21 protein-coding genes are annotated in these 20,946 nt (G+C 68.9%); 15 read left to right on the top strand and 6 right to left on the bottom strand.

Annotated features, from left to right (window positions below):
* Positions 1–105 precede the first annotated feature (105 nt).
* The 14 genes from VSO01S_RS08755 to VSO01S_RS08690 all read left to right on the top strand — a co-directional run bounded on the left by VSO01S_RS08755 (position 106) and on the right by VSO01S_RS08690 (position 15,032).
* On the top strand, positions 106–1,365 hold the full coding sequence (locus VSO01S_RS08755; protein ID WP_068641435.1) for an SDR family NAD(P)-dependent oxidoreductase: 1,260 nt from the start codon (positions 106–108) through the stop codon (positions 1,363–1,365).
* A 19-nt stretch (positions 1,366–1,384) separates the two neighbouring features.
* Positions 1,385–2,191 carry a cyclase family protein gene (locus VSO01S_RS08750; RefSeq protein WP_068641433.1) on the top strand — a complete coding sequence of 269 codons (807 nt, stop codon included), beginning with the start codon at positions 1,385–1,387 and terminating at the stop codon, positions 2,189–2,191.
* Positions 2,191–2,928 carry an SDR family NAD(P)-dependent oxidoreductase gene (locus tag VSO01S_RS08745; RefSeq protein ID WP_174544717.1) on the top strand — a complete coding sequence of 246 codons (738 nt, stop codon included), beginning with the start codon at positions 2,191–2,193 and terminating at the stop codon, positions 2,926–2,928. Before VSO01S_RS08750 ends, VSO01S_RS08745 begins: the two co-directional genes overlap by 1 nt.
* Before the next feature lie 143 nt (positions 2,929–3,071).
* On the top strand, positions 3,072–4,229 hold the full coding sequence (locus VSO01S_RS08740; protein ID WP_068641431.1) for an ABC transporter substrate-binding protein: 1,158 nt from the start codon (positions 3,072–3,074) through the stop codon (positions 4,227–4,229).
* Between the two features lie 15 nt (positions 4,230–4,244).
* A complete protein-coding gene (locus VSO01S_RS08735; RefSeq protein ID WP_068641429.1) occupies positions 4,245–5,390 on the top strand; it encodes an ABC transporter substrate-binding protein in 1,146 nt (381 codons plus the stop codon).
* A 25-nt stretch (positions 5,391–5,415) separates the two neighbouring features.
* On the top strand, positions 5,416–6,735 hold the full coding sequence (locus tag VSO01S_RS08730) for an aromatic ring-hydroxylating dioxygenase subunit alpha (protein ID WP_068641427.1): 1,320 nt from the start codon (positions 5,416–5,418) through the stop codon (positions 6,733–6,735).
* Positions 6,732–7,241, top strand: a complete 510-nt coding sequence (locus VSO01S_RS08725) for an aromatic-ring-hydroxylating dioxygenase subunit beta (RefSeq protein ID WP_068641425.1) — start codon at positions 6,732–6,734, stop codon at positions 7,239–7,241. Before VSO01S_RS08730 ends, VSO01S_RS08725 begins: the two co-directional genes overlap by 4 nt.
* A 24-nt stretch (positions 7,242–7,265) precedes the next feature.
* Positions 7,266–8,426, top strand: a complete 1,161-nt coding sequence (locus tag VSO01S_RS08720) for an ABC transporter substrate-binding protein (RefSeq protein WP_068641423.1) — start codon at positions 7,266–7,268, stop codon at positions 8,424–8,426.
* Between the two features lie 47 nt (positions 8,427–8,473).
* The gene (locus VSO01S_RS08715) at positions 8,474–9,529 is read left to right on the top strand and encodes a branched-chain amino acid ABC transporter permease (RefSeq protein WP_068641421.1); all 1,056 of its coding nucleotides are present in this window, start codon (positions 8,474–8,476) and stop codon (positions 9,527–9,529) included.
* Between the two features lie 133 nt (positions 9,530–9,662).
* Positions 9,663–11,450 carry a branched-chain amino acid ABC transporter ATP-binding protein/permease gene (locus tag VSO01S_RS08710; protein WP_084241761.1) on the top strand — a complete coding sequence of 596 codons (1,788 nt, stop codon included), beginning with the start codon at positions 9,663–9,665 and terminating at the stop codon, positions 11,448–11,450.
* The gene (locus VSO01S_RS08705; RefSeq protein ID WP_068641417.1) at positions 11,447–12,199 is read left to right on the top strand and encodes an ABC transporter ATP-binding protein; all 753 of its coding nucleotides are present in this window, start codon (positions 11,447–11,449) and stop codon (positions 12,197–12,199) included. Before VSO01S_RS08710 ends, VSO01S_RS08705 begins: the two co-directional genes overlap by 4 nt.
* Positions 12,192–13,814, top strand: a complete 1,623-nt coding sequence (locus tag VSO01S_RS08700; protein ID WP_068641416.1) for an ATP-dependent acyl-CoA ligase — start codon at positions 12,192–12,194, stop codon at positions 13,812–13,814. The genes VSO01S_RS08705 and VSO01S_RS08700 overlap by 8 nt, the downstream gene beginning before the upstream one ends.
* A 13-nt stretch (positions 13,815–13,827) precedes the next feature.
* A complete protein-coding gene (locus VSO01S_RS08695; RefSeq protein WP_068641414.1) occupies positions 13,828–14,610 on the top strand; it encodes an SDR family NAD(P)-dependent oxidoreductase in 783 nt (260 codons plus the stop codon).
* On the top strand, positions 14,610–15,032 hold the full coding sequence (locus tag VSO01S_RS08690) for an acyl-CoA thioesterase (protein WP_068641413.1): 423 nt from the start codon (positions 14,610–14,612) through the stop codon (positions 15,030–15,032). The genes VSO01S_RS08695 and VSO01S_RS08690 overlap by 1 nt, the downstream gene beginning before the upstream one ends.
* Here VSO01S_RS08690 and VSO01S_RS08685 read toward each other — a convergent pair whose 3' ends face one another.
* The 3 genes from VSO01S_RS08685 to VSO01S_RS08675 form a co-directional block, all read right to left on the bottom strand.
* Complete coding sequence (locus VSO01S_RS08685) at positions 15,033–15,770, bottom strand: glutathione S-transferase (protein WP_068641412.1); 738 nt, start codon at positions 15,768–15,770, stop codon at positions 15,033–15,035.
* 81 nt (positions 15,771–15,851) lie between these two features.
* Positions 15,852–16,085 (bottom strand): hypothetical protein, encoded by a 234-nt coding sequence (locus VSO01S_RS08680; protein WP_153305182.1) that lies wholly within the window; start codon positions 16,083–16,085, stop codon positions 15,852–15,854.
* A gap of 69 nt (positions 16,086–16,154) precedes the next feature.
* Complete coding sequence (locus VSO01S_RS08675; protein WP_068641410.1) at positions 16,155–16,973, bottom strand: PPK2 family polyphosphate kinase; 819 nt, start codon at positions 16,971–16,973, stop codon at positions 16,155–16,157.
* Positions 16,974–17,038: 65 nt separating this feature from the next.
* Between VSO01S_RS08675 and VSO01S_RS08670 the strand changes: the two genes are divergently transcribed.
* The gene (locus VSO01S_RS08670; protein ID WP_068641409.1) at positions 17,039–18,337 is read left to right on the top strand and encodes a flavin-dependent oxidoreductase; all 1,299 of its coding nucleotides are present in this window, start codon (positions 17,039–17,041) and stop codon (positions 18,335–18,337) included.
* Between the two features lie 55 nt (positions 18,338–18,392).
* On the opposite strand, the gene VSO01S_RS08665 is transcribed toward VSO01S_RS08670, so the two are convergent.
* From VSO01S_RS08665 to VSO01S_RS08655, 3 genes are read right to left on the bottom strand one after another with little or no spacing between them, the layout of a single operon-like run.
* The gene (locus tag VSO01S_RS08665) at positions 18,393–18,827 is read right to left on the bottom strand and encodes an RNA-binding S4 domain-containing protein (RefSeq protein WP_084241760.1); all 435 of its coding nucleotides are present in this window, start codon (positions 18,825–18,827) and stop codon (positions 18,393–18,395) included.
* Between the two features lie 5 nt (positions 18,828–18,832).
* A complete protein-coding gene (locus VSO01S_RS08660; protein ID WP_068641408.1) occupies positions 18,833–20,242 on the bottom strand; it encodes a sensor histidine kinase in 1,410 nt (469 codons plus the stop codon).
* Positions 20,229–20,912, bottom strand: a complete 684-nt coding sequence (locus VSO01S_RS08655; protein WP_068641407.1) for a response regulator transcription factor — start codon at positions 20,910–20,912, stop codon at positions 20,229–20,231. The genes VSO01S_RS08660 and VSO01S_RS08655 overlap by 14 nt, the downstream gene beginning before the upstream one ends.
* Between the last annotated feature and the right edge of the window lie 34 nt (positions 20,913–20,946).

Raw genomic sequence — 20,946 nt, 5'->3', positions numbered from 1 at the left:
CGCGCTGCCCCGGCAATCCCGCCGATCCGACGCACGCGGCGCGCATGCCCCCACCCCAACCCTCCCCCAGAGGGGGAGGGAGTTTTTTCCTGTGGAGGTATGTGAATGACCATGCCCCTGATGCGCCCCAAGCGCAAGAACCCGGTGCTGCGCACGCAGCAGATGAACCTGCCGCCGGGCCAGCGCGGCCGCGTGGCGCTGAGCCTGACGGCCGCGGCGGCCGAGGGCCGCTTCGAGCTGCAGGTGTGCGAAGACTGCGGCACGGTGCAGTACCCGCCGCGCGAAGCCTGCAAGAAGTGCCTCTCTGCCGCCTTGCGCTGGCGCGAGCAGTCCGGCGAAGGCCAACTGCTTTCCAGCACCACGCTGCATCACAGCAACGACCTATTTTTCCGTGAGCGCCTGCCCTGGCGCCTGGGCCTGGTGCACCTGGATGCCGGCCCCACGCTGGTGGTGCACCTGCACGGCGAAGTCGAGGACTCGAAAGAGGCGCCGACGCGCGTGCGCGTGGGCGCCCGGCTCGACCGCGCCGGACAAGCGGTCCTCATTGGATTTCCGAACGAAGGGAGCCCCCACATGGCCGACGACAAGATGCTGCGCGAGATGACCAGCGACCCCAAGTTCCGCAAGGTGCTCGTCACCGACGGCAAGACCCCCGTGGGCCAGGAGATGGTGCGCGCGCTGGTCAAGGCCGGCGCCGACATCGTCTGGGTCGGCCATGCCGAACCCTGGAAGAAGCTGGGCGGGCTGGACGACATTGCCGCGCTGCCGCAGGTGACGCTGGTGCCGCTCGACCTGACCAACGGCCGCCAGGTGAGCGAGCTGGCCGGCGAGATCGGCGGCAAGGTGGACATCGTGATCAACACCGCCGAGGTGCATCGCACCTTCGGCATCGGCGCGCGCCGCGGCACCGACGTGGCCAAGGCGGAGATGGACATCAACTACTTCGGCCTGCTGCGCCTGGCGCAGGAGTTCGGCCCGGCGCTCAAGGGCCGCTCGGCCGATGGCCAGAGCTCGGCCACGGCCTGGGTCAACCTGCTGTCGGTCTATGCGCTGTCCAACTTCCCGCCGCACGGCACCTTCAGCGCATCGAAGGCGGCGGCGTACTCGCTGGCGCAATGCTTGCGTGCCGAGATGCGGCCGGCCGGCATCCGCGTGATCAACGTGTTCCCCGGCCCCATCGACGACGAGTGGAACCAGCATGTGCCGCCCCCCAAGCTCGCACCCTCGACCTTGGCCAACGCCATCGTGAAGGCACTGCGCGACGGCGTGGAAGACGTGTATCCCGGCGACGTGGCACAGGAATGGCTCGAGCGCTGGCGCGACAACCCCAAGGTGCTGGAACGCGAATTGGCAGCAGGCGGCTGAACCAGGCAAGGAACGAACGATGACGACACAGACTTTGACTTCCGCCGCCGGCGCGCTCGGCGCGCTGGTGAGCGCCCTGGCCAGCCAGCGCATCCGCGTGGTCGACCTCACGCAGACGCTCACGCCCGAATTCCCGCAGATCGCGCTGCCGCCGGAGATGGGCCAGTGCTGGCCCTTCCGCATCGAGGAAGTGTCGAAGTACGACGAGCGGGGCCCGGGCTGGTACTGGAACAACTTTTCCTGCGGCGAGCACACCGGCACGCACTTCGATGCGCCCATCCATTGGATCTCCGGCCGCGACCTGCCCAACAACTCGGTGGACACCATTCCCGTGCAGCACTTCGTGGCGCCCGCCTGCGTCATCGACTGCTCCGAGCAGGTCAAGAAGGATCCGGACTACCTGCTCACGGTGGAAGACATCGAGCGCTTCGAGGCCGCGCACGGCCGCATTCCGGCCGGCGCCTGGGTGCTGATGCGCACCGACTGGTCCAAGCGGCAGGACCCGGAGGCCTACCAGAACTTCGACGAGACCGGCCAGCATACGCCCGGCCCCAGCACCGAGGCGGTGCGCTTCATGGTCGAGCAGCGCGACGTGCTGGGCTTCGGCTCCGAGGCCATCGGCACCGATGCCGGCCAGGGCTACCACCTGCGCCCGCCGTACCCCTGCCACTACTTCATGCACGGCGCGGGCCGCTACGGCCTGCAGTGCCTGAGCAACCTCGACCAGCTGCCGCCCACGGGCAGCGTGCTGATCTGCCCGCCGCTGAAGATCCAGAAGGGCAGCGGCAGCCCGCTGCGCGTGCTGGCCCTGGTGGAGGGCGCGTGATGAGCGAGGCGAACATCCAGCGCGTGGCCATCGTCACCGGCGGCAGCGCCGGCATCGGCAAGGTGATCTGCGAGCACCTGCTGCGCGACGGCTGCGAGGTCATCTCGCTCTCGCGCCGCCATGCCGACGTCGACCACCCGAAACTGCACAGCGTGGAACTGGACCTGATGGACCGCCAGGCCACGCTGCAGGCGGCCAGCGAGGTGGCGAAGAAATACGCGGTCAACACGCTGGTGCACAACGCCGGCGTTATCCGCGGCGCGCTGTTGCCGGAGGTGAAGCTCGAGGATCTCGATGCACTGGTGGAGCTGCACCTGGGCTCGGCCATCGCGCTCACGCAGGCGGTGCTGCCCACCATGAAGGCGCAGCGCTTCGGCCGCATCGTGCTCATGTCTTCGCGTGCCGCGGTGGGCGCCGTCACCCGCACCAGCTATTCGGCGACCAAGGCCGGCATGCTGGGCATGGCGCGCACCTGGGCGCTGGAGCTGGCGCCCGAGGGCATCACCGTCAATGTGGTGGCGCCGGGGCCCATCCATACCGACATGTTCTACGACGTGATTCCGGCGGGCAGCGAGCGCGAGAAGGCGCTGCAGGCCTCCATTCCGGTGCGCCGCATCGGCGAGTCGGCCGACGTGGCGCGCGCCGTGTCCTTCTTCGCCGACCCGGCCAACAGCTTCGTGACGGGGCAGGTGCTGTACGTGTGCGGCGGCACCAGCGTCGGCGCGCTGACGCTGTAACCCCAGGCTCGCCAAGCGGCGTAGGTAGTTCCCCGTCTCAGCAAGCCCGAAGAACACGCATATTCTTTAGGCCTAAACAATTGATAAATCATCTTGTTGAGCCTCCGATCCATCCACTGACCACCAACCCAAAGAGGAACGTCATGCAAGTTTCCGCGCGTCTTTGCCTTCGCACCGGCCTGGCCCTGGGCCTTGGCGCCATCGCCGTGGCCCAGGCTTTTGCGGCCGACATCAAGGTCGGCTTCATCACCTCACTGTCGGGGCCGGTGTCGTCGCTGGGCATTCCCTACGACAAGGGCATCAAGGCCGGCGCGGCCTACAAGTCGGAGGTGGCAGGCCGCAAGATCACGATGATCTCGCTGGACGATGCGTCGGACCCGAGCACGGCCGCGCGCAATGCACGCAAGCTCATCGAAGAGGACAAGGTCGACGTCATCATCGGCACCGCCGGCTCGCCCGGCGCGCTGGCCATTGCCGCGGTGGCGCGCGAGACCAAGACGCCGCTCATCTCCATTGCCAACGCCAACCTGCCGGGCGAGGAGGGCGCGTGGATGGTCACGCTGCCGCAGCCCGCGCCGCTCATGGTGAGCGCGGTGGTCGAGAAGATGAAGGCCTCCGGCGTGAAGTCGGTGGGCTACATCGGATTTTCCGACGCCTGGGGCGACCTGGTCTACGACGCGCTGCAAAAGAGCGCGGGCCCGGCCGGCATCAAGGTGATCGGCAACGAACGCTATGCGCGCGCCGACAGTTCCGTGGCCGGCCAGGTGCTGAAAATCGTGGCGCAGAAGCCCGACGCGGTGATCACCGGCACCTCGGGCACGCCCGGCGCCTTGCCCTACCTGGCTTTGGCCGAGCGCGGCTACAAGGGCCAGATCTACGGCACGCACGCGCTCATCAACCCCGACTTCGTGCGCGTGGGCGGCGCCTCGGTGGAAGGCCTGCTGGCGCCCACCGGCCCGGTGATCGTGGCCGAGCAGCTGCCCGACAGCAACCCGATGAAGAAGGTGGCGATGGACTTCCGCGCCGCCTACCAGAAGGCCAACGGCGCCGCGCCCACCGACGCGTTCTCCGCGTATTCCTTCGACGGCTGGCTGCTCATGCTCGATGCCGCATCTCGTGCCAAGGGCGAGCCGGGCACGCCCGCCTACCGCGTGGCCCTGCGCGACGCCATCGTCTCCACCAGGGAGCTGGTGGGCACGCACAGCGTCTACAACTTCAAGCCCGACAACCGCTACGGCTCGGACGATCGCTCGCGCGTGATCGTCAAGCTGGAGAAGGGCCAGTGGAAGCTGGTGAATTGAACTGAACTGACTGAAATGAAGAACAAGCACCAACTCCTCGTCCTGGCCGCGGCGGCCCTGGCTGCCGCGCAGGCCTGCGCGGCCGACACGATCAAGATCGGCTTCATCAGCTCGCTCTCCGGCCCGGTGGCCGCGCTGGGCGTGCCGTACGAGAAGGGCATCCGCGCCGCCATTGGGCAGCAGCCCACCATCGCCGGCAAGAAGGTCGAGCTGATCGTGCTGGACGATGCCTCCGACCCGACCACGGCCGGCCGCAACGCGCGCAAGCTGGTGGTGGACGACAAGGTCGACGTGCTGGTGGGCACCTCGGGCGTGCCCGGCGCCATGGCCATTGCCGCGGTGGCCAAGGAGACCGGCACGCCGCTGATCTCGCCCACGCCGGTGGTCATGGCCGGCGGAGCCGACACCTGGACCGTGACCGTGTCGCAGCCTTTTGGCCTGATGGTGTCGGCGGTGGTCGACCGCATGAAGAAGGCCGGCGTGAAGACGGTGGCCTTCATCGGCTTTTCCGACGCGCTGGGCGACCTGGCCTATGACTCGCTGGTGAAGGCCGCAGGCCCGGCCGGCATCAAGATCGTGGCCAACGAGCGCTATGCGCGCTCCGACTCGTCGGTGGCGGGGCAGGTGCTCAAGATCGTGGCGCAGAAGCCCGATGCGGTATTTGCCGGCAACTCCGGCACGCCCGGCGCGCTGCCGTACCTGGGGCTGGCCGAGCGCGGCTACAAGGGCCAGATCTACGGCACGCACGGCCTCATCAACGCCGACTTCGTGCGCGTGGGCGGCGCGGCCATCGAAGGGCTGCAGGTGCCCAGCGGCCCGGTGCTGGTGGCCGACCAGCTGCCGGACAGCAACCCGATCAGGAAGGTGTCGATGGACTTCCGCGCCGCCTACCAGAAGGCCAACGGCGCCGTTCCCAACGACGCCTTCTCGTCCTACACCTACGACGCCTACCTGCTGCTGGCCGATGCGGCCAAGCGCACCAAGGGCGAGCCGGGCACGGCCGCCTACAAGACGGGGCTGCGCGACGCGATCATGTCCACCAAGGAGCTGGTGGGCACGCACGGCGTCTACAACTTCAAGTCCGACGACCGCTACGGCTCGGACCAGCGCGCGGTGGTGATCGTGCGCATGGAAAAGGGCCAGTGGAAGCTCGCACCATAAGCTGAAGAAGCAAAGGCGAAGCACGATGTACCGCGACCACCCCGACCGCATCCGCGCGCTGGTGCAGGAAGACCGCGTGCACCGCGACCTGTACCTGAGCGAGGAGCTGTTCGCGCTGGAGCAGGAACATTTCTTCGCCAACACCTGGACCTACCTGGGCCATGCCAGCCAGGTGCCCAACGCGGGCGACTACCTGGCGCAGGACGTCGCCGGCCGGCCGCTGATGATGGTGCGCCAGGCCGATGGCGCCATCCGCGCGTTCTACAACCGCTGCGCACACAAGGGCTCGCAGCTGGTCAGCGATGCGTGCGGCAACACGGGCAAGTTCTTCCGCTGCCCCTACCACGCCTGGACCTACAAGCTCGACGGCTCGCCGCTGGCCATTCCGATCAAGGCCGGCTACGAGGGCACGCGGCTGAAGGAATGCGAATCGGGCCGGGGCCTCTCGCCCGTGCCCGGCGTGGCGGTGTACCGCGACTTCGTCTTCGTTCGCCTGTCGCCCGAAGGCCCGGCCTTCGAGGACTACTTCGGCGAGGCGCTGCGTTCCATCGACAACCTGGTGGACCGCTCGCCGCTGGGCAAGCTCACGCTGGCGGGCGGCGCCATGCGCAACATCATCCACTGCAACTGGAAGATGTACCTGGAGAACATCAACGACACGGTGCATCCCATGTCCACGCACGAGTCGGCCACGCGCGCGGCCAACGCGCTGTGGCAGGACAAGGCGCCGGATGCGCCCAAGCCGATGGCCATGGAGCAGATCCTGCCCTTCGGCGCGGGCTACGAGTTCTTCGACAACATGGGCGGGCGCGTGCTGCCCCATGGCCACAGCGTGCTGGGCACGCGCTTTTCCATCCATTCCAGCTACGCGCGCCTGGGCGACTACGAAGAAGCCATGCGTGCGGCGCACGGCGAGGAGCGCGCCAACGAGGTGCTCAAGCGCTCGCCGCAGAACTCGGTGCTGTTTCCCAGCCTGTCGGTCAAGGGCTCGCCGCAGGCCATCCGCGTGATCCGGCCGCTGGCGGCCAACCGCACGCTGGTGGAGGCCTGGGCCTTCCGGGCCGAGGGTGCGCCCGAATTACTTTTCGAGCGGGCCTTGAGCTACAACCGCCTGGTCTTCTCGCCCATGTCGGTGGTGGCGCATGACGACGTGCACCTGTTCGAGAGCATGCAAAAGGGCCTGGCCGGCGAGGGCAACGAGTGGGTGAGCCTGCACCGCGATCATCGCCCGGGCGATGCTGAAGCGGCGCCGCAGGATGTGAATGGCACCAGTGAACTGCTGATGCGCAACCAGTTCCGGGCCTGGGCCGAGTTCATGACCCTGCGCATGGGAGCCACCCAATGACCAACGGCCATGTCCCGAGCGATCCGCCGCTGCGCGAAACGGCGCTGTGCGACTTCGTCGCGCAGGAGGCCGCGCTGCTGGACGAAGGCCGGTACGAGCCATGGCTCGACCTGTTCACCGACGACGGCCGCTACTGGGTGCCGCTGCTGGGCCGCTTCCAGGAAGACGCGCACTCGCACAACTCCATTGCCTACGAAGACCGGCTGCTGCTGCAGCTGCGCATCCAGCGCCTGCGCGATTCCCGCGCCCATTCGCAGCATCCGCCCAGCCGCTGCCAGCATGTGCTGCAGATCTCGCGCGTCGAGCATGTGGACGAAGACGCCGGCACCGCGGTGCTGCGCACACCCTTCCTCTACATCGAGGCGCGCGGCGAGGAGCAACTGATGCTGGCCGGCAGCTATCGCCACCTGCTGGTGCGAACGCCCGCCGGCCTGCGCATGCAGCAAAAGCGCGTCGACCTGCTGGGTGCCGAGCGTGCGCTGCCCGCGGTCCAACTGTTCATCTAACCCAACCCATCGAGGAGCCCTGTGATGAAGAGCCTGATGCACAAGACCCTGACCCGCTGTGCGGTCGCCCTGGCCGTGGTGGCCGCCACCGCCTCGGCCGCATTGGCCGCGGACCTGAAGGTGGGGCTGAGCGTCTCGCTCTCCGGGCCTAACTCCTCGCTGGGCGTGCCTTACTCCAAGGGCATGGCGGCCGCGCAGGCCTACAAGGGCGAGATCAACGGCCGCAAGGTGCAGCTCATCGTGCTGGACGACGGCAGCGACCCGACCACCGCCGGCCGCAATGCCCGCAAGCTGGTCGAGGAAGACAAGGTGGACGTGCTCATGGGCACCTCCGGCGTGCCCGCGGCCATCGCCATGGCGCAGGTGGCCAAGGAAAGCAAGACGCCGCTGATCGGCCTCACGCCCATCGCGCTGAACCCGGCCGACAACCCCTGGGTGGTGACGGTGGCGCAGCCCACGCAACTGATGGTGGATGCGGTGGTGGAGCGCATGAAGCGCAACAACGTCAAGACGGTGGGCTACATCGGCTTTACCGACGCCTGGGGCGACCTGGTGTGGGAGGCGCTGAACAAGGCCGCGGCCAAGGCCGACATCAAGGTGGTGAGCAACGAGCGCTATGCGCGCGCCGATGCGTCCGTCACCGGCCAGGTGCTCAAGATCGTGGCGCTCAAGCCCGATGCGGTGATGACCGGCGGGGCCGGCACGCCCGGCGCGCTGCCTTTCCTGGCGTTGCAGGAGCGCGGCTACAAGGGCCAGATCTACGGCCAGCACGGCCTGATCAACCCCGACTTCGTGCGCGTGGCCGGTGCCTCGGGGCAGGGCGCGCTGATGCCCACCGGCCCGATCATCGTGGCCGAGCAACTGCCGGCCGACTACCCGACCAAGAAGATCGGCCTGGACTTCCGCACCGCCTACCAGAAGGTGAACAACGCACCCACCTCGGATGCCTTCTCGGCCTACTCCTTCGACGGCTGGATGGTCTTCGCCGACGCGGCTGCGCGCGCCAAGGGCGAGCCGGGCACGGCGGAGTTCCGCGCCTCGCTGCGCGACGCGATCTTCAGCACCAAGGAGGTGGTGGGCACGCACGGCGTCTACACCTTCAAGCCCGGCGACCTGCATGGCGTGGACGAGCGCGCCCGCGTGATCGTCAAGCTGGACAACGGCCAGTGGAAGCTCGCGCCCTGAAGCCGCGCCGATCAACACGACGAATCTGAATTCGAGAGGACGACTCAATGACATGGGACGTGGCACTCATCCTGGGCATCGATGGCCTGGCGAACGGTGCCGTTTATCTGCTGGCCGGGCTCGGCCTGGTGCTGATCTTTTCGGTCACGCGCGTGGTCTTCGTGCCCTTCGGCGATGTGGCCGCCTTTGCGGCGCTGACGCTCGCGGCCTTCGAGACCAATCGCATGCCGCCCACCATCGGCCTGGTGCTCACGCTGGCCGCGCTGGCGCTGCTCACCGAGGTGGGCTCGCTGCTGCGCCGCGGTGAAGCCGCCCGCATTCCGAAGGCGCTGCTGATGTGGGGCGTGCTGCCGGCGGTGCCGTGCGTGCTGGCCTGGCTGGCCGCGCGCTCGGGCGTGCCGGCCTCGCTGCAGATCATCGCCAGCGTGCTGCTGGTGGTGCCGATCTCGCCGCTCTTGGCACGCGTGGTCTACCAGCCCATTGCCGATGCGTCGGTGCTGGTGCTGCTGATCGTCTCGCTGGCGCTGCACTTTCTGCTGTCGGGCCTGGGTCTGCTCTTCTTCGGGCCGGAAGGCTCGCGCACGGCGCCATTGGCCAGCGGCATGTTCGAGCTGGCCGAGGGCTTCACGGTGAGCGGGCAGGTGGTGCTGATGGTGGCTTCGGCCATCGTGCTCTCGGGCCTGTTCTTCCTGGTGTTCGAGCGCACGGTGGCCGGCAAGGCGCTGCGCGCCACGGCGGTGAACCGGGTGGGCGCGCGGCTGGTGGGCATCCGCCCGGCGCGCACGGCCATGCTGGCCTACGGCTGCGCCTCGCTGCTGGCGGGCCTGATCGGCGTGCTGATCGCACCGGTCACCACCATGTACTACGACTCGGGCTTCATCATCGGCCTGAAGGCTTTCGTGGCGGCCATCATCGGCGGCCTGGTGAGCTACCCCATGACGGCCATCGGCGCCATTGCCGTGGGCCTGGTGGAAAGCTTCGCATCGTTCTGGAGCGGGGCGCTGAAGGACGTGATCGTGTTCAGCCTGCTGATTCCCGTGCTCATGCTGCGATCGTTCCTGACTCCGCATGCGGATGAAGATGAAGAGGAGGTGGATCAATGAGCCGCGCACGGCCGCCCGAAGCGGCGAAGGCTCCCATGGGGGGCAGCGAAGTACACGAAGTGACGAGCGTGGGGGGCATGTCATGAGTGCCGTGCAACCTCCCGTGCAAGCCGTGGAAAAGGCAGAAGTCAAGATGAACCGCATCTCGCGTTTCCGCCTGCTGATCGCACTGCTCGTGGCCGCCATCGCGCTGGCACCGCTGGTGCTGGGCAACTTCAGCGTCTCGCTGCTCAACGACATCGGCATCGGCACCCTGGTGGCGCTGGGCCTGGTGCTGCTCACCGGCGTGGGCGGGGCCACCTCGTTCGGGCAGGCGGCGTTCGTCGGCATTGCCGCCTATTCCACCGCCTGGCTCACCACCACGCAGGGGCTTTCGCCCTGGCTGGGGCTGGCTTTCGCGCTGGCGCTCACCGGCCTGTCGGCGCTGGCCATCGGCATGCTCACGCTGCGCCTGGGCGGGCACTTCCTGCCGCTGTCGACCATTGCATGGGGCCTGTCCATTGCCATGCTGTTCGGCAACGTGGATGGGCTGGGGCGGCATACCGGCCTGTCGAACATTCCGCCGCTTTCCATCGGCGGGTTCTCGCTGGCGGATGCGCGGGCCATCTACTACCTGATCTGGGGCATCGTGGGGCTGGCCTTCCTGTTCAGCTACAACCTGCTGGCCTCGCGGCCGGGGCGGGCCATCCGCAGCCTGCGCGGCGGATCGATCCTGCTGGCCAGCGTGGGTGCGGATGCATACAAGGTGCGGCTTGCGCTGTTCGTGCTGGCCGCCATCTTCGCGGGCCTCGCCGGCTGGCTGTATGCGCACATGAACCGCTTCGTGAGCCCGGCGCCCTTCGACGTGCGCGCCAGCATCGAGTACCTCTTGATGGCGGTGGCCGGCGGCCTCGGCCAGCTGGCGGGTGCGGTGGTGGGCGCGGCGCTGGTGCTGGTGGCCAAGAACGCGCTGCAGGATGTGCTGCCGCTGCTCACGCAGCGCGCCGGCCAGCTGGAGGCGATCACCTTCGCGGCGCTGTTCATCCTGCTGCTGCACTTTGCGCGCGGCGGCCTGATGGGCTTCCTGCGCCGCATCACCAAGGGCAGGCTGCGTGCGCCGCAGTCGGCCGACAAGCTGGCCGCACCGGCGGCGCCCCTGCCGCACCGCGAGCTGCCCGCACGCGGCACGCCCATCCTGTCGGTGCAGGGCGCGGTCAAGCGCTTCGGCGGCCTGGTGGCGGTGAACGACGTGAGCTTCGAGGTGAACGCCGGCGAGATCGTCGGGCTCATCGGCCCCAACGGCGCGGGCAAGTCAACCATGTTCAACCTGCTGACCTGCACGCTGCCCATGACCTCGGGCAAGGTGCGCTTTTTGGACCGCGACATTGCCGGCATGCCGCAGCGCGAAGTGGCGCGCCTGGGCCTGGCGCGCACCTTCCAGCATGTGAAGCTGCGCCCGCACATGAGCTTGCTGGACAACGTGGCGCTGGGCGCGCACTCGCGCACCAAGAGTGGCATGGTCAAGGCCGGCCTGCGGCTGGACCGCGAGGAAGAGCGCCAGATCCTGCACGAGGCCATGAAGCAGCTCGAGCGCATCGGCCTGGCCGACCGCGCGCACGAGCTGGCCGGCAGCCTGCCGCTGGGCACGCAGCGCATTCTCGAGATTGCCCGCGCGCTCGCGGCCGACCCGGTGCTGCTGGTGCTGGACGAGCCCGCCGCCGGCCTGCGCCGCAAGGAAAAGATGGCGCTCGGCGACCTGCTGCGCAAGCTGCGCGAGGAAGGCGTGACCATCCTCATCGTCGAGCACGACATGGACTTCGTCATGAAGCTGGTGGATCGCCTGGTGGTGATGAACTTCGGCTCCAAGCTGGTGGAAGGCGTGCCTGCCGCGGTGCGCGCGGATGAACGTGTGCAGGCGGCTTACCTGGGGAGCGTGGCATGAGTCAGTCGGATAGAAAGAGCACGCCGATGCTGGAGATCGGCGACCTGCATGTGTCGTACGGCCAGGTGGATGCGGTGCGCGGCGTGTCGCTGTCGCTCAATGCAGGCCAGATCATCTCGGTGATCGGCCCCAACGGCGCGGGCAAGACCACGCTGCTGGCCGCCGCCATGGGCCTGCTGCCTTCCAAGGGCGTGCTGCGCTTCGAGGGTGAAGACCTGCACGGCCTGGACGTGGAGTCCCGCGTGGAGCGCGGCCTGTGCCTGGTGCCGGAAAAGCGTGAGCTCTTCGGCGAGCTGACGGTGCTCGACAACCTGCAGCTGGGTGCGTATTCGAAGCGCCTGTCCGGCGCGGCGCTTCGCCAGCGCCTGGACTGGGTGTACGAGCGCTTTCCGCGCCTGGCCGAGCGCCGTTCGCAGCGCGCCAACACGCTCTCGGGCGGCGAGCGCCAGATGCTGGCGGTGGGCCGTGCGCTCATGTCGCAGCCGCGCCTTTTGATGCTGGACGAGCCCAGCCTGGGCCTGGCGCCGCTGATCGTGCGCGACATCCTCACCATCGTGCGCAAGCTGCGCGACGACGGCGTGTCCATCTTGCTGGTGGAGCAGAACGCGCGCGCCGCCCTCGAAAGCTCCGACGAAGGCTACGTGCTGGAAACCGGCGAGATCGCGCTGCATGGCCGGTCGGAATCGCTCGCCAGCGACCCGCGCGTGCAGGCCACCTACCTCGGCGGGGCCACGCACGACGATGACTGAAGCCGCCAGCAACCGCTACGACGTGCTGCCGGCCGGCGAGCGCACGCTGCCGCGCATGCTGCAGCGCCAGGCGGCCGTCTTCGGCGAACATGCCGTGCTGACCATCGGCGACGTGCGCTGGACGCATGCGCAGGCAGCGCAGAACGTGGCCCGGCGCGCCGCCATGCTGGCGCGTGCCGGCGTGCGTCGCGGCGACCGCGTGGCCCTGATGTGCGGCAACCGCATCGAGTGCCTCGAGACCTTCCTGGCCTGTGGCTGGATGGGCGCGGTGGCGGTGCCCGTCAACACCGCGGCCATGGGGCCGCAGATCCAGTACTTCCTGGCCAACAGCGGGGCGCGGCTGCTGGTCATGGAAGCGCCCTTCGTGGAGCGGCTGCAGACGGCCGACCTGTCGCAGTGCGGCCTCCAGACCCTCTGGGTCGTCGGCGGCGAAGCGCATGCCCTCGAGGGTGTCGAGTCCACGGCCTTCCCCGATGCCGCCGACGCAGTGCCGGCCGAGCCGGCCGACCTCGGCCCGGGCGACCTGCTGGCCATCCTCTACACCTCCGGCACCACCGGCCCGTCGAAGGGCGTGACCTGCCCGCATGCGCAGTTCTACTGGTGGGGCGCGCACACCGCGCGCATCCTCGGCGTGGGGCCGGGCGATGTGCTGGCCACCACCTTGCCGCTGTTCCACATCAACGCGCTCAACACCTACGCGCAGGCGGCCCTCACGGGGGCCGAGGTGGTGTACCTGCCGCGCTTCTCGGCCTCGGGCTTCTGGCCGGCCATGCAGGCCTGCGGCGCGACGGTGGTCTACCTGCTGGGCGCCATGGTGCCCATCCTGCTCGCGCAGCCCGAAGGCCCGCAGGAGCGCGCGCACCGCGTGCGCCTGGGCCTGGGCCCCGGCGTGCCGGCCCATGCGGGCGCGGCCTTTCGCGCGCGCTGCGGCGTGCAGCTGCTGGAGGGCTACGGCTCCACCGAGACCAACTTCGTCATCGCCAGCCGGCCCGATGCACCGCGCGGCGGCGTCATGGGCTGGCTGCAGCCGGGCTTCGAGGCGCGCGTGGGCGGCCCGGGCGATATCGCATTGCCAGACGGCGAGGCGGGCGAGCTGCTGCTGCGCGCGAGCGAGCCGCATGTCTTTGCCAGCGGCTACTTCAACATGCCGGACAAGACGCAGGAAGCCTGGGCCAACGGCTGGTTCCATACCGGCGACCGCGTGGTGCGCGAGGCCGACGGCGCCTTCCGCTTCATCGACCGCATGAAGGACGCGATCCGCCGGCGCGGCGAGAACATTTCCTCGTACGAGGTGGAGCAGGTGCTGCTGAGCCACCCCGCGGTGGCCACGGTGGCGGTGTACCCGGTGCAGTCGGAATTGGCGGAAGACGAGGTGATGGCCTCACTCATCGCGCGGCCGGACGCACAGCTCGATCCGGGCGAACTCGCGGCCTATTGCGAGGCGCGGCTTCCGTACTTCGCCATTCCGCGCTACATCGATGTGGTGCAAGAACTGCCGCGCACCGAGAACGGAAAGATCCAGAAATTCAAGCTGCGCGAGCAAGGCGTGACGCCGACCACCTGGGACCGCACCCCCGGCGGTGCCGCCCGTAAGCCGGGCGCCCGCGCAGCCTAGGAGACTGCAAGCCATGAGCGAGACAAACAACAACTCCCTCCAGGGTCGGCACGTGGTGGTGACCGGCGCGGCACGCGGCATCGGCGCCGCCATTGCGCGCAGCCTCGTGGCCGAAGGCGCCAGCCTGAGCCTGATGGGCCGCCGGCGCGAGGCCCTGCAGCAGCTGGCCGACACCTTGCCCGGCCGCCATGCCGTGGTGGTGGCCGACGTGGCCGACGCCGGATCGGTGAACGCGGCCTTCGCGCAGGCCCGGGCCGCGCTGGGCCCCATCGCCATCCTGGTGAACAACGCGGGCCAGGCCGAGAGCGCGCCTTTTCTCAAGACGTCGCTGGCGCTGTGGCAGCAGATGCTGGGCGTGAACCTGACCGGCAGCTTCCTGTGCGCGCAGGCGGCGCTGCCCGACATGCTGCAGGCCCGATGGGGCCGCATCATCAACATCGCCAGCACTGCGGGGCAGAAGGGCTATCCGTACGTCAGCGCCTATGTGGCGGCCAAGCACGGCGTGGTGGGGCTCACGCGCGCGCTGGCGCTGGAGGTGGCGAAGAAGGGCGTCACGGTCAATGCCGTGTGCCCCGGCTACACCGAGACGGACATCCTGCGCGAGAGCATCGCCAACGTGGTGGCCAAGACCGGGCGCAGCGAGGAAGAGGCCCTGGCCGAGTTCGCCGCCGGCAATCCGCAGCAGCGCATCGTGCAGCCCGAGGAAGTGGCCGATGCGGTGCGCTGGCTGTGCGGCGCGGCGGCAGGCTCGATCAACGGGCAATCGATCTCGGTCTCGGGCGGGGAGGTGATGTGATGCAGGCGCCTTCCTTCAAGCGCGAGCGGCTGATCCGCTTTTCCGACTGCGACCCGGCGGGCATCGTCTTCTATCCGCAGTACTTCGTGATGTTCAACGGCCTGGTGGAAGACTGGGTCGACGAGGGCCTGGGCATCGGCTTCCGGCGCCTGGTGATCGAACGCCAGACCGGCCTGCCCACCGTGCGGCTGGAGGCCGACTTTCGCGCCGTGAGCAAGATGGGCGACCGGGTCGAACTGGCCCTGAGTGTGGAGCGCCTGGGCAGCCGCTCCATCACGCTGAACTCGCGCTGCACCGGCCTGGAAGACGGCGAGCTGCGCATGCAGATGCGGCAGGTGCTGGTGTGCACCTCGCTGCAGACGCACCAGGCGATCGAGGTGCCGGCGGACATGCGCGAGGCGATTGCCGCCAGGTTCAGCTAGTCAATCCGCATCCAGCTCCGGATAGCGCCGGAAGATCCCCTGCTCGTTGAAGTCCAGTCGACGGCTGCTCTGCAGGTAGTCGCGGATGCGCGGCAGCGCGCGCACGTTGTCGTGCAGCCGCGCCACCAGCGGCTTGTCGGCCAGCGCGCGTGTCGTGGCCGCGGGAAAGGCGTAGCGCAGGCCCTCGACCAGCTGGAACAGCGACAGGTCGGCATAGCTCAGCCGGCTGCCCACCAGGTGCGTGCCCGGCGCCGTGTTGCGTTCGAGCACCTGCTCGAACCAGGTGAGGAACTTCGGAATGCGGTGGGTGCGGAAGTCGCGCGACTTCTGCAGCGCCGCTTCCTTCTGGTCTTCGTAGTAGAGCGACACCGACACCGGATGGTGCGTGTCGTGCGCCTCGCCCACCATGTCGGCAATGGTGAGCTGCAGCTGGTGCGTCCAGAGCACCTCGCGCTCGGTCTTGCCCACCAGGCCCAGGCGCGGGCCCAGGTAGATCAGGATGGCGGCGGTCTGGCCGATGACGAAGTCGCCGTGCACCAGGAAGGGCGGCGCGAACGAGGGGGTGGGGTTGGCGGCCTGGCGCAGCCGCCGCATCAGGGCACCGTCGCCGCCGCCCTGGGCTTCGGGGCCACGGGCCACGTCGACATAGTCTGCGCCGGCGGCTTCCAGCGCCAGCCGCACGAATTCGCCGCGGCCCTGGATGCCGGTCCAGTAATGAAGTTCGTAATGGTCCGCCATGCCTGCCTCGCTTTTCTCGACGCGGCCGCTCGGGCCCAGACGGCCGACCTTACACGAGCAGGGCGGTCAGGACCAAAGGCTTCACGCCGTCCTGGCGATGCGCATTTCCTCGAGCCCCGACTTGCTTCCGTTGATGCGTTGCAGCATGCAGTAGCCCTCGGCCAGCGCCAGGGCGTAGCTCGAACAGGCGCGCGGTGCCCGCTCCAGCATTTCGTAGCGTCCGTCGCATTGGACGTCCTCGTGAATGACCCAGAAATAGCTGCCGTCCTGCGGCCGCTCCACCGTGATGACCATGCGTCGGGTTGCCGTCGTCATTTTTCCTGCCTCCAGCTTCAAGAATACTTTGGTTATACATCTTGAAACGGTAGGAGAAAAGTAGTCCGTTCAGCTGACGACCAGCCCCTTGAGCGCCGGATCCGGCGGCGGTGTCTGCGGGTCCATGTCCTGCAGCGTCTTGATGAGCAGGCGGGCGATCATCAGGTTGCGGTGCGTCTTGCTGTCGGCCGGAATCACGTGCCACGGCGCGCGCGCCGTCGAGGTGGCCGCGAGTGCCTTTTCGTAAGCGGCCTGGTAGGCGTCCCACTTCACGCGCACGTCCAGGTCGGTGCGCTGGAACTTCCATTGCTTGGCCGGCGTGTCGATGCGTTCCTGCAGGCGGGTGCGCTGCTCTTCCTTGCTGATGTGCAGCATGCACTTGATGACCGTGGTGCCGGTGTCGGTCAGCAGGCGCTCGAAGTCGTTGATGTGGCGGTAGCGGCGCTGGGTTTCCTTCTTGTCGATCAGCCCGTTCACCACCGGCACCAGCACGTCCTCGTAGTGGCTGCGGTTCCAGATCATGATCTGGCCGGCCGCAGGCACCACGGCGTGGCAGCGCCAGAGGTAGTCGTGCGCGCGCTCGAGCTCGCTGGGCGCCTTGAAGGGCATCACGCGCACGCCCAGCGGCGAGGTGCGCGAAAACACCCAGCGGATGGTCCCGTCCTTGCCGCTGGTGTCCATGCCCTGCAGCACCAGCAGCAGCTTGCGCCGGCCCTCGGCATGCAGGCGGTTCTGCAGCTTGTCCAGCTCCTGGGCCAGATCGTCCAGCTCCTCGCGCTGTTGGGTTTCGCTGCCCTGGGCAAAGGGCGTGGCGCCGGGGTCGAGCCTGGCCAGCCTGAACTTGCCGGAGTCTTTGGAGGGGACGCGGTAGGGCTTGAAGCTGGCCATGCTCTGTCTCGCCTTCGGGGAGTGGATGAGATGGCGAGTCTAGAAGACTGGGTACATTTGCCCGCATGATTCAAACGGTAGATACGCGTCCGGTACTCATTGCGGGCGGCGGCATTGGGGGCATGAGCCTGGCACTCACGCTGCAGCAGATCGGCGTGCCCTGCATCGTCCTGGAGGCCGTGGCCAGTCTCCAGCCGCTGGGCGTGGGCATCAACCTGCAGCCCAATGCGGTGCGCGAGCTGTACGACCTGGGCATCGACGACCGCATCCTCGACACCATCGGCATCCAGGCCCGCGAGTGGGCGCTGGTGGGGCGAAACGGCAGCGACATCTATGCCGAGCCGCGCGGCCTGCTCGCGGGGTACCGCTGGCCGCAGTACTCGGTCCATCGCGGGCGGTTGCAGATGCTGCTGTACCGTACCGTGCTCGAGCGGCTGGGTGAGGACGCCGTGCGGCTGGGCCACCGGGTGACCGGCTACCGCAACCACGAGGCGGGCGTGACCGCGCTCGTCGAGACGCGGGACGGCCGGCAGTCCGAAATCGAGGGCCGGCTGCTGATCGCCGCGGACGGGCTGCACTCGGCCGTGCGCGCGCAGATGCACCCCGGCCAGCCGCCCATCCAGTGGGGCGGCGCGATCCTGTGGCGCGGCACCACGCCGGGCGTGCCGATCCGCAGCGGTGCCTCCTTCGTGGGCGTCGGCTCGCTGCGCCATCGCGTGGTGCTCTATCCGATCTCGCCGCCGGACCCGGCGACGGGCCTGGCCACCATCAACTGGATCGCCGAGATCACCGTGGACAACTCGAAGGGCTGGACGCTGGGCGACTGGAACCGGCGCGTGTCGGTGGACGAGTTCATCCACCACTTCGAGGGCTGGAACTACGGATGGCTGGACGTGCCCGCCATGCTTCGCGGTGCGAGGGAAGTCTTCGAATACCCCATGATCGACCGCGACCCGGTGCCGACCTGGGTCGACGCAAACGTGGCGCTGCTGGGCGACGCGGCCCACGTGATGTACCCGGTGGGCTCCAACGGCGCGAGCCAGGCGATCGTCGATGCGCGGGTGCTGGGCGCCTCGCTGCTGCAGCACGGTGTGACCTCGGCCGCGCTGCGCGCCTACGACGACAAGCTGTGCGCCGACATCTCGGCACTCGTGCTGCGCAACCGGGGCGCGGGCCCGTTCGGCATCCTGGGGCTGGTGGACGAGCGGTGCGGCGGCGTGTTCGACGACATCGACGCGGTCATCCCGCGCGACGAGCGCGATGCATTCATGGCGCGCTACAAGGCGGCCGCCGGTTTCGCCATCGAGACGCTCAACGCCGCGCCGCCCACCATCGCGCCGGGCGCGCGGATCTCAAGCGCCTAGAGGCCCTCTCCCTCTGGGAGAGGGTTGGGTGAGGGCACGCGCGCCGCTGCCCATCTCAGCCCCCGCCGCCTTCCTCGTCATCCACGCTCGCACTCCAGCGCTTGCCCCAGCCGCGCGGCGAGGCTTCGTCCAGCTTGCGCCGCTCGCGCTTGGTCGGCCGTCCCTGCTCGATGGCCAGGGCCGGTTCGCTGGCCAGGCGGCGCTGTTCGCGTGCCGCCGCCTGCGCCGCCAGGCTTTCGGGTGTTTCCTCGTACAGCTGCTGCGCCACCGGCGCCGGCCCGCGCATGCCCGAGAGGCCGCGCACCACCACCGTTCTTTGCACCGGCCCCTGGCGCAGCGTGACCAGGTCGCCCACCTTCACCTCGCGCGAGGCCTTGGCCACCTCGGCGTTCACCTGCACCCGGTGCTTGCCGATCTCGTCGGCGGCGAGCGTGCGGGTCTTGTAGAAGCGCGCGGCCCACAGCCACTTGTCGATGCGCAGTCTCTCCATGGGGTCTATTGTTGCCCTTCCAGCGGCAGGCGGGCAGTGGCATCGAGGCCGCCACCAGGGCGATTGTCCAGCGTCAGGCTGCCGCCCAGCGCCATCACGATTTCCTTGCAGATGGCCAGGCCCAGGCCCGAGCCCTTGGCCACGTCGCCGGCCGCAAAGGGCGCGAACAGGCGCTGGCGCAGTTCGGCCGAAATGCCCGGCCCGTCGTCGCGCACCGTCAGCACCGCCATGCCGCCGTGTGGACGCACTTCGATGGCGAGCTGGCCGCCGGGCGGGCTGTGCTTGATGGCGTTGTGCAACAGGTTGCGCGAGAGCTCGGCCAGCATCCACTGGTGGGCATGCACCGGCGCGGGCTCGGTGTCCAGCCCCACGTCCAGCGCATTGTCGGCCATGAGCGGCGACAGGTCGAGTGCGATGCCGCGCACCACCTGCGCCAGGTCGAGCGTGGCCGATTCGGGCTGCTGGCGCAGCTGCTCCACCTTGGCCAGCGAGAGCATCTGGTTGGCCAGCTGCGTGGCGCGGTCGACCGTGAGGTTGATTTCTTCCAGCGCCTGCTCGGGCGGCACGTCGCCGCGCCGGGCCGACTGCACCTGCGCCTTGAGCACCGCCAAAGGCGTGCGCAGCTGGTGGGCGCTGTCGCGCACGAAGCGCTTCTGGTGATTCAGCAGCCCTTGCAGGCGGCTCATCACGGCGGTGGTGGCATCGATGAGCGGGCGCAGTTCGCGCGGCGCGTCGGGCGCGTCGATGGGGGAGAGGTCGTCGGCCTCGCGCCCCTCGATGGCCTCGCCCAGCGCGCGCACCGGCGCGGTGGCCCGCTGCACCACCAGCACGGTGACGGCGGCCACCACCGCCATCAGCAGCAGCTGGCGCCACAGCATGTCCAGCAGCAGCTTGCGCGCCAGGGTTTCGCGCAGCTCCAGCGTCTCGGCCACCTGCACCACCGCCATGCCGCGGCCCTCGGCGCTGGCCACGGGTTGGAGCAGCACGGCCACGCGCACCGGCTGGCCGCGGAATTCACCGTCGTAGAAGTCGACCAGCGCGGCATAGGGCGGGCGCGGCGGGATCTGTCCGTGCCAGGGCACGAGCTCGTCGAAGCCGGAGATGAGCTTGCCGTCCTGCGTGGAGACGCGGTAGTACATGCGGCTTTGCGTGTCGGCCTCGAAGGCTTCGAGCGCGGCATAGGGCACGGTGGCGCGCAGCTGGGCGTGCTCGTCGTAGCCGCGCACGTCCAGCTCCTCGCCGATGGTCTTGGCCGAGGCCAGCAGCGTGCGGTCGTAGGCGGTGGTGGCGGCCACCAGGCTCTGGCGGTACAGGCTCACGCTGTTGATGACGATGAACAGCGCGATCGGCGCCAGGATGCCGATCAGCAGCGTGCGCCGCAGGCTGGTGTTGCGCGAGAGCCTAGCTTTCTTCACGAAGCAGGTAGCCCAGGCCGCGCAGGGTCATGAGGGTGGCGCCGGTGCCGGCCAGCTTCTTGCGAAGGCGGTACACCACCACTTCCACGGCTTCGTACTGCACGTTGGTCTCGCCGGGAAAGACCAGCTCGAACAGGCGCTCCTTGGTCACGGCGTGGCCGGGCTTGACCATCAGCGCCTTGAGCAGGGCGGCTTCGCGCGGCGTGAGGTCGAACACCTCGCCGCGGTGGTAGATCGCGCCGCTGGCCGGGTCGGCATGCAGGCCGCCCACGTCGGGCAGGCGGGCCGCGTCCGATTCAGGCTCGCTCTTCTGGTGGCGCCGGCGCAGCGCACGGATGCGCGCTTCCAGCTCGTCCAGGTCGAAGGGCTTGGGCAGGTAGTCGTCCGCGCCCGCGTTCAGCCCCAGGATGCGGTCGCCCACCGTGCCGCGCGCGGTGAGCAGCAGCACCGGCGTGGTCAGGCCCGCGGCGCGCGCCTGGCCGAGCACCTGCAGGCCGTCCAGGTTGGGCAGGCTCAGGTCGAGCGCCACCACGTCGGGCTGCAGCGTGCGCCACTGCTCCAGCGCCAGCGCGCCGTCGCCGCACACGCGCACGTCGATCATGCGCCGGCCCAGCGTGCGCTGCAGGGTCGCCTGCATGGTGGGGTCGTCTTCGACGAGCAGCAGTTTCATGTCAGTGGCGGGGTTTTGGTGTTTTCCCCAGGTT

The sequence above is a fragment of the Variovorax soli NBRC 106424 genome (assembly GCF_001591385.1).
GTDB classification, from domain to species: domain Bacteria; phylum Pseudomonadota; class Gammaproteobacteria; order Burkholderiales; family Burkholderiaceae_C; genus Variovorax; species Variovorax soli.
Note: the sequence above shows the minus strand (reverse complement) of the source record. Positions and strands in the feature narration are given on the sequence as shown.

Excerpts from the sequence above, each read along its gene's own strand:
- VSO01S_RS08755 (WP_068641435.1), top strand. The coding sequence starts at position 106 with ATGACCATGCCCCTGATGCGCCCCAAGCGCAAGAACCCGGTGCTGCGC.
- VSO01S_RS08750 (WP_068641433.1), top strand. The coding sequence starts at position 1,385 with ATGACGACACAGACTTTGACTTCCGCCGCCGGCGCGCTCGGCGCGCTG.
- VSO01S_RS08745 (WP_174544717.1), top strand. The coding sequence starts at position 2,191 with ATGAGCGAGGCGAACATCCAGCGCGTGGCCATCGTCACCGGCGGCAGC.
- VSO01S_RS08740 (WP_068641431.1), top strand. The coding sequence starts at position 3,072 with ATGCAAGTTTCCGCGCGTCTTTGCCTTCGCACCGGCCTGGCCCTGGGC.
- VSO01S_RS08735 (WP_068641429.1), top strand. The coding sequence starts at position 4,245 with ATGAAGAACAAGCACCAACTCCTCGTCCTGGCCGCGGCGGCCCTGGCT.
- VSO01S_RS08730 (WP_068641427.1), top strand. The coding sequence starts at position 5,416 with ATGTACCGCGACCACCCCGACCGCATCCGCGCGCTGGTGCAGGAAGAC.
- VSO01S_RS08725 (WP_068641425.1), top strand. The coding sequence starts at position 6,732 with ATGACCAACGGCCATGTCCCGAGCGATCCGCCGCTGCGCGAAACGGCG.
- VSO01S_RS08720 (WP_068641423.1), top strand. The coding sequence starts at position 7,266 with ATGAAGAGCCTGATGCACAAGACCCTGACCCGCTGTGCGGTCGCCCTG.
- VSO01S_RS08715 (WP_068641421.1), top strand. The coding sequence starts at position 8,474 with ATGACATGGGACGTGGCACTCATCCTGGGCATCGATGGCCTGGCGAAC.
- VSO01S_RS08710 (WP_084241761.1), top strand. The coding sequence starts at position 9,663 with ATGAACCGCATCTCGCGTTTCCGCCTGCTGATCGCACTGCTCGTGGCC.
- VSO01S_RS08705 (WP_068641417.1), top strand. The coding sequence starts at position 11,447 with ATGAGTCAGTCGGATAGAAAGAGCACGCCGATGCTGGAGATCGGCGAC.
- VSO01S_RS08700 (WP_068641416.1), top strand. The coding sequence starts at position 12,192 with ATGACTGAAGCCGCCAGCAACCGCTACGACGTGCTGCCGGCCGGCGAG.
- VSO01S_RS08695 (WP_068641414.1), top strand. The coding sequence starts at position 13,828 with ATGAGCGAGACAAACAACAACTCCCTCCAGGGTCGGCACGTGGTGGTG.
- VSO01S_RS08690 (WP_068641413.1), top strand. The coding sequence starts at position 14,610 with ATGCAGGCGCCTTCCTTCAAGCGCGAGCGGCTGATCCGCTTTTCCGAC.
- VSO01S_RS08685 (WP_068641412.1), bottom strand. The coding sequence starts at position 15,770 with ATGGCGGACCATTACGAACTTCATTACTGGACCGGCATCCAGGGCCGC.
- VSO01S_RS08680 (WP_153305182.1), bottom strand. The coding sequence starts at position 16,085 with ATGACGACGGCAACCCGACGCATGGTCATCACGGTGGAGCGGCCGCAG.
- VSO01S_RS08675 (WP_068641410.1), bottom strand. The coding sequence starts at position 16,973 with ATGGCCAGCTTCAAGCCCTACCGCGTCCCCTCCAAAGACTCCGGCAAG.
- VSO01S_RS08670 (WP_068641409.1), top strand. The coding sequence starts at position 17,039 with ATGATTCAAACGGTAGATACGCGTCCGGTACTCATTGCGGGCGGCGGC.
- VSO01S_RS08665 (WP_084241760.1), bottom strand. The coding sequence starts at position 18,827 with ATGGAGAGACTGCGCATCGACAAGTGGCTGTGGGCCGCGCGCTTCTAC.
- VSO01S_RS08655 (WP_068641407.1), bottom strand. The coding sequence starts at position 20,912 with ATGAAACTGCTGCTCGTCGAAGACGACCCCACCATGCAGGCGACCCTG.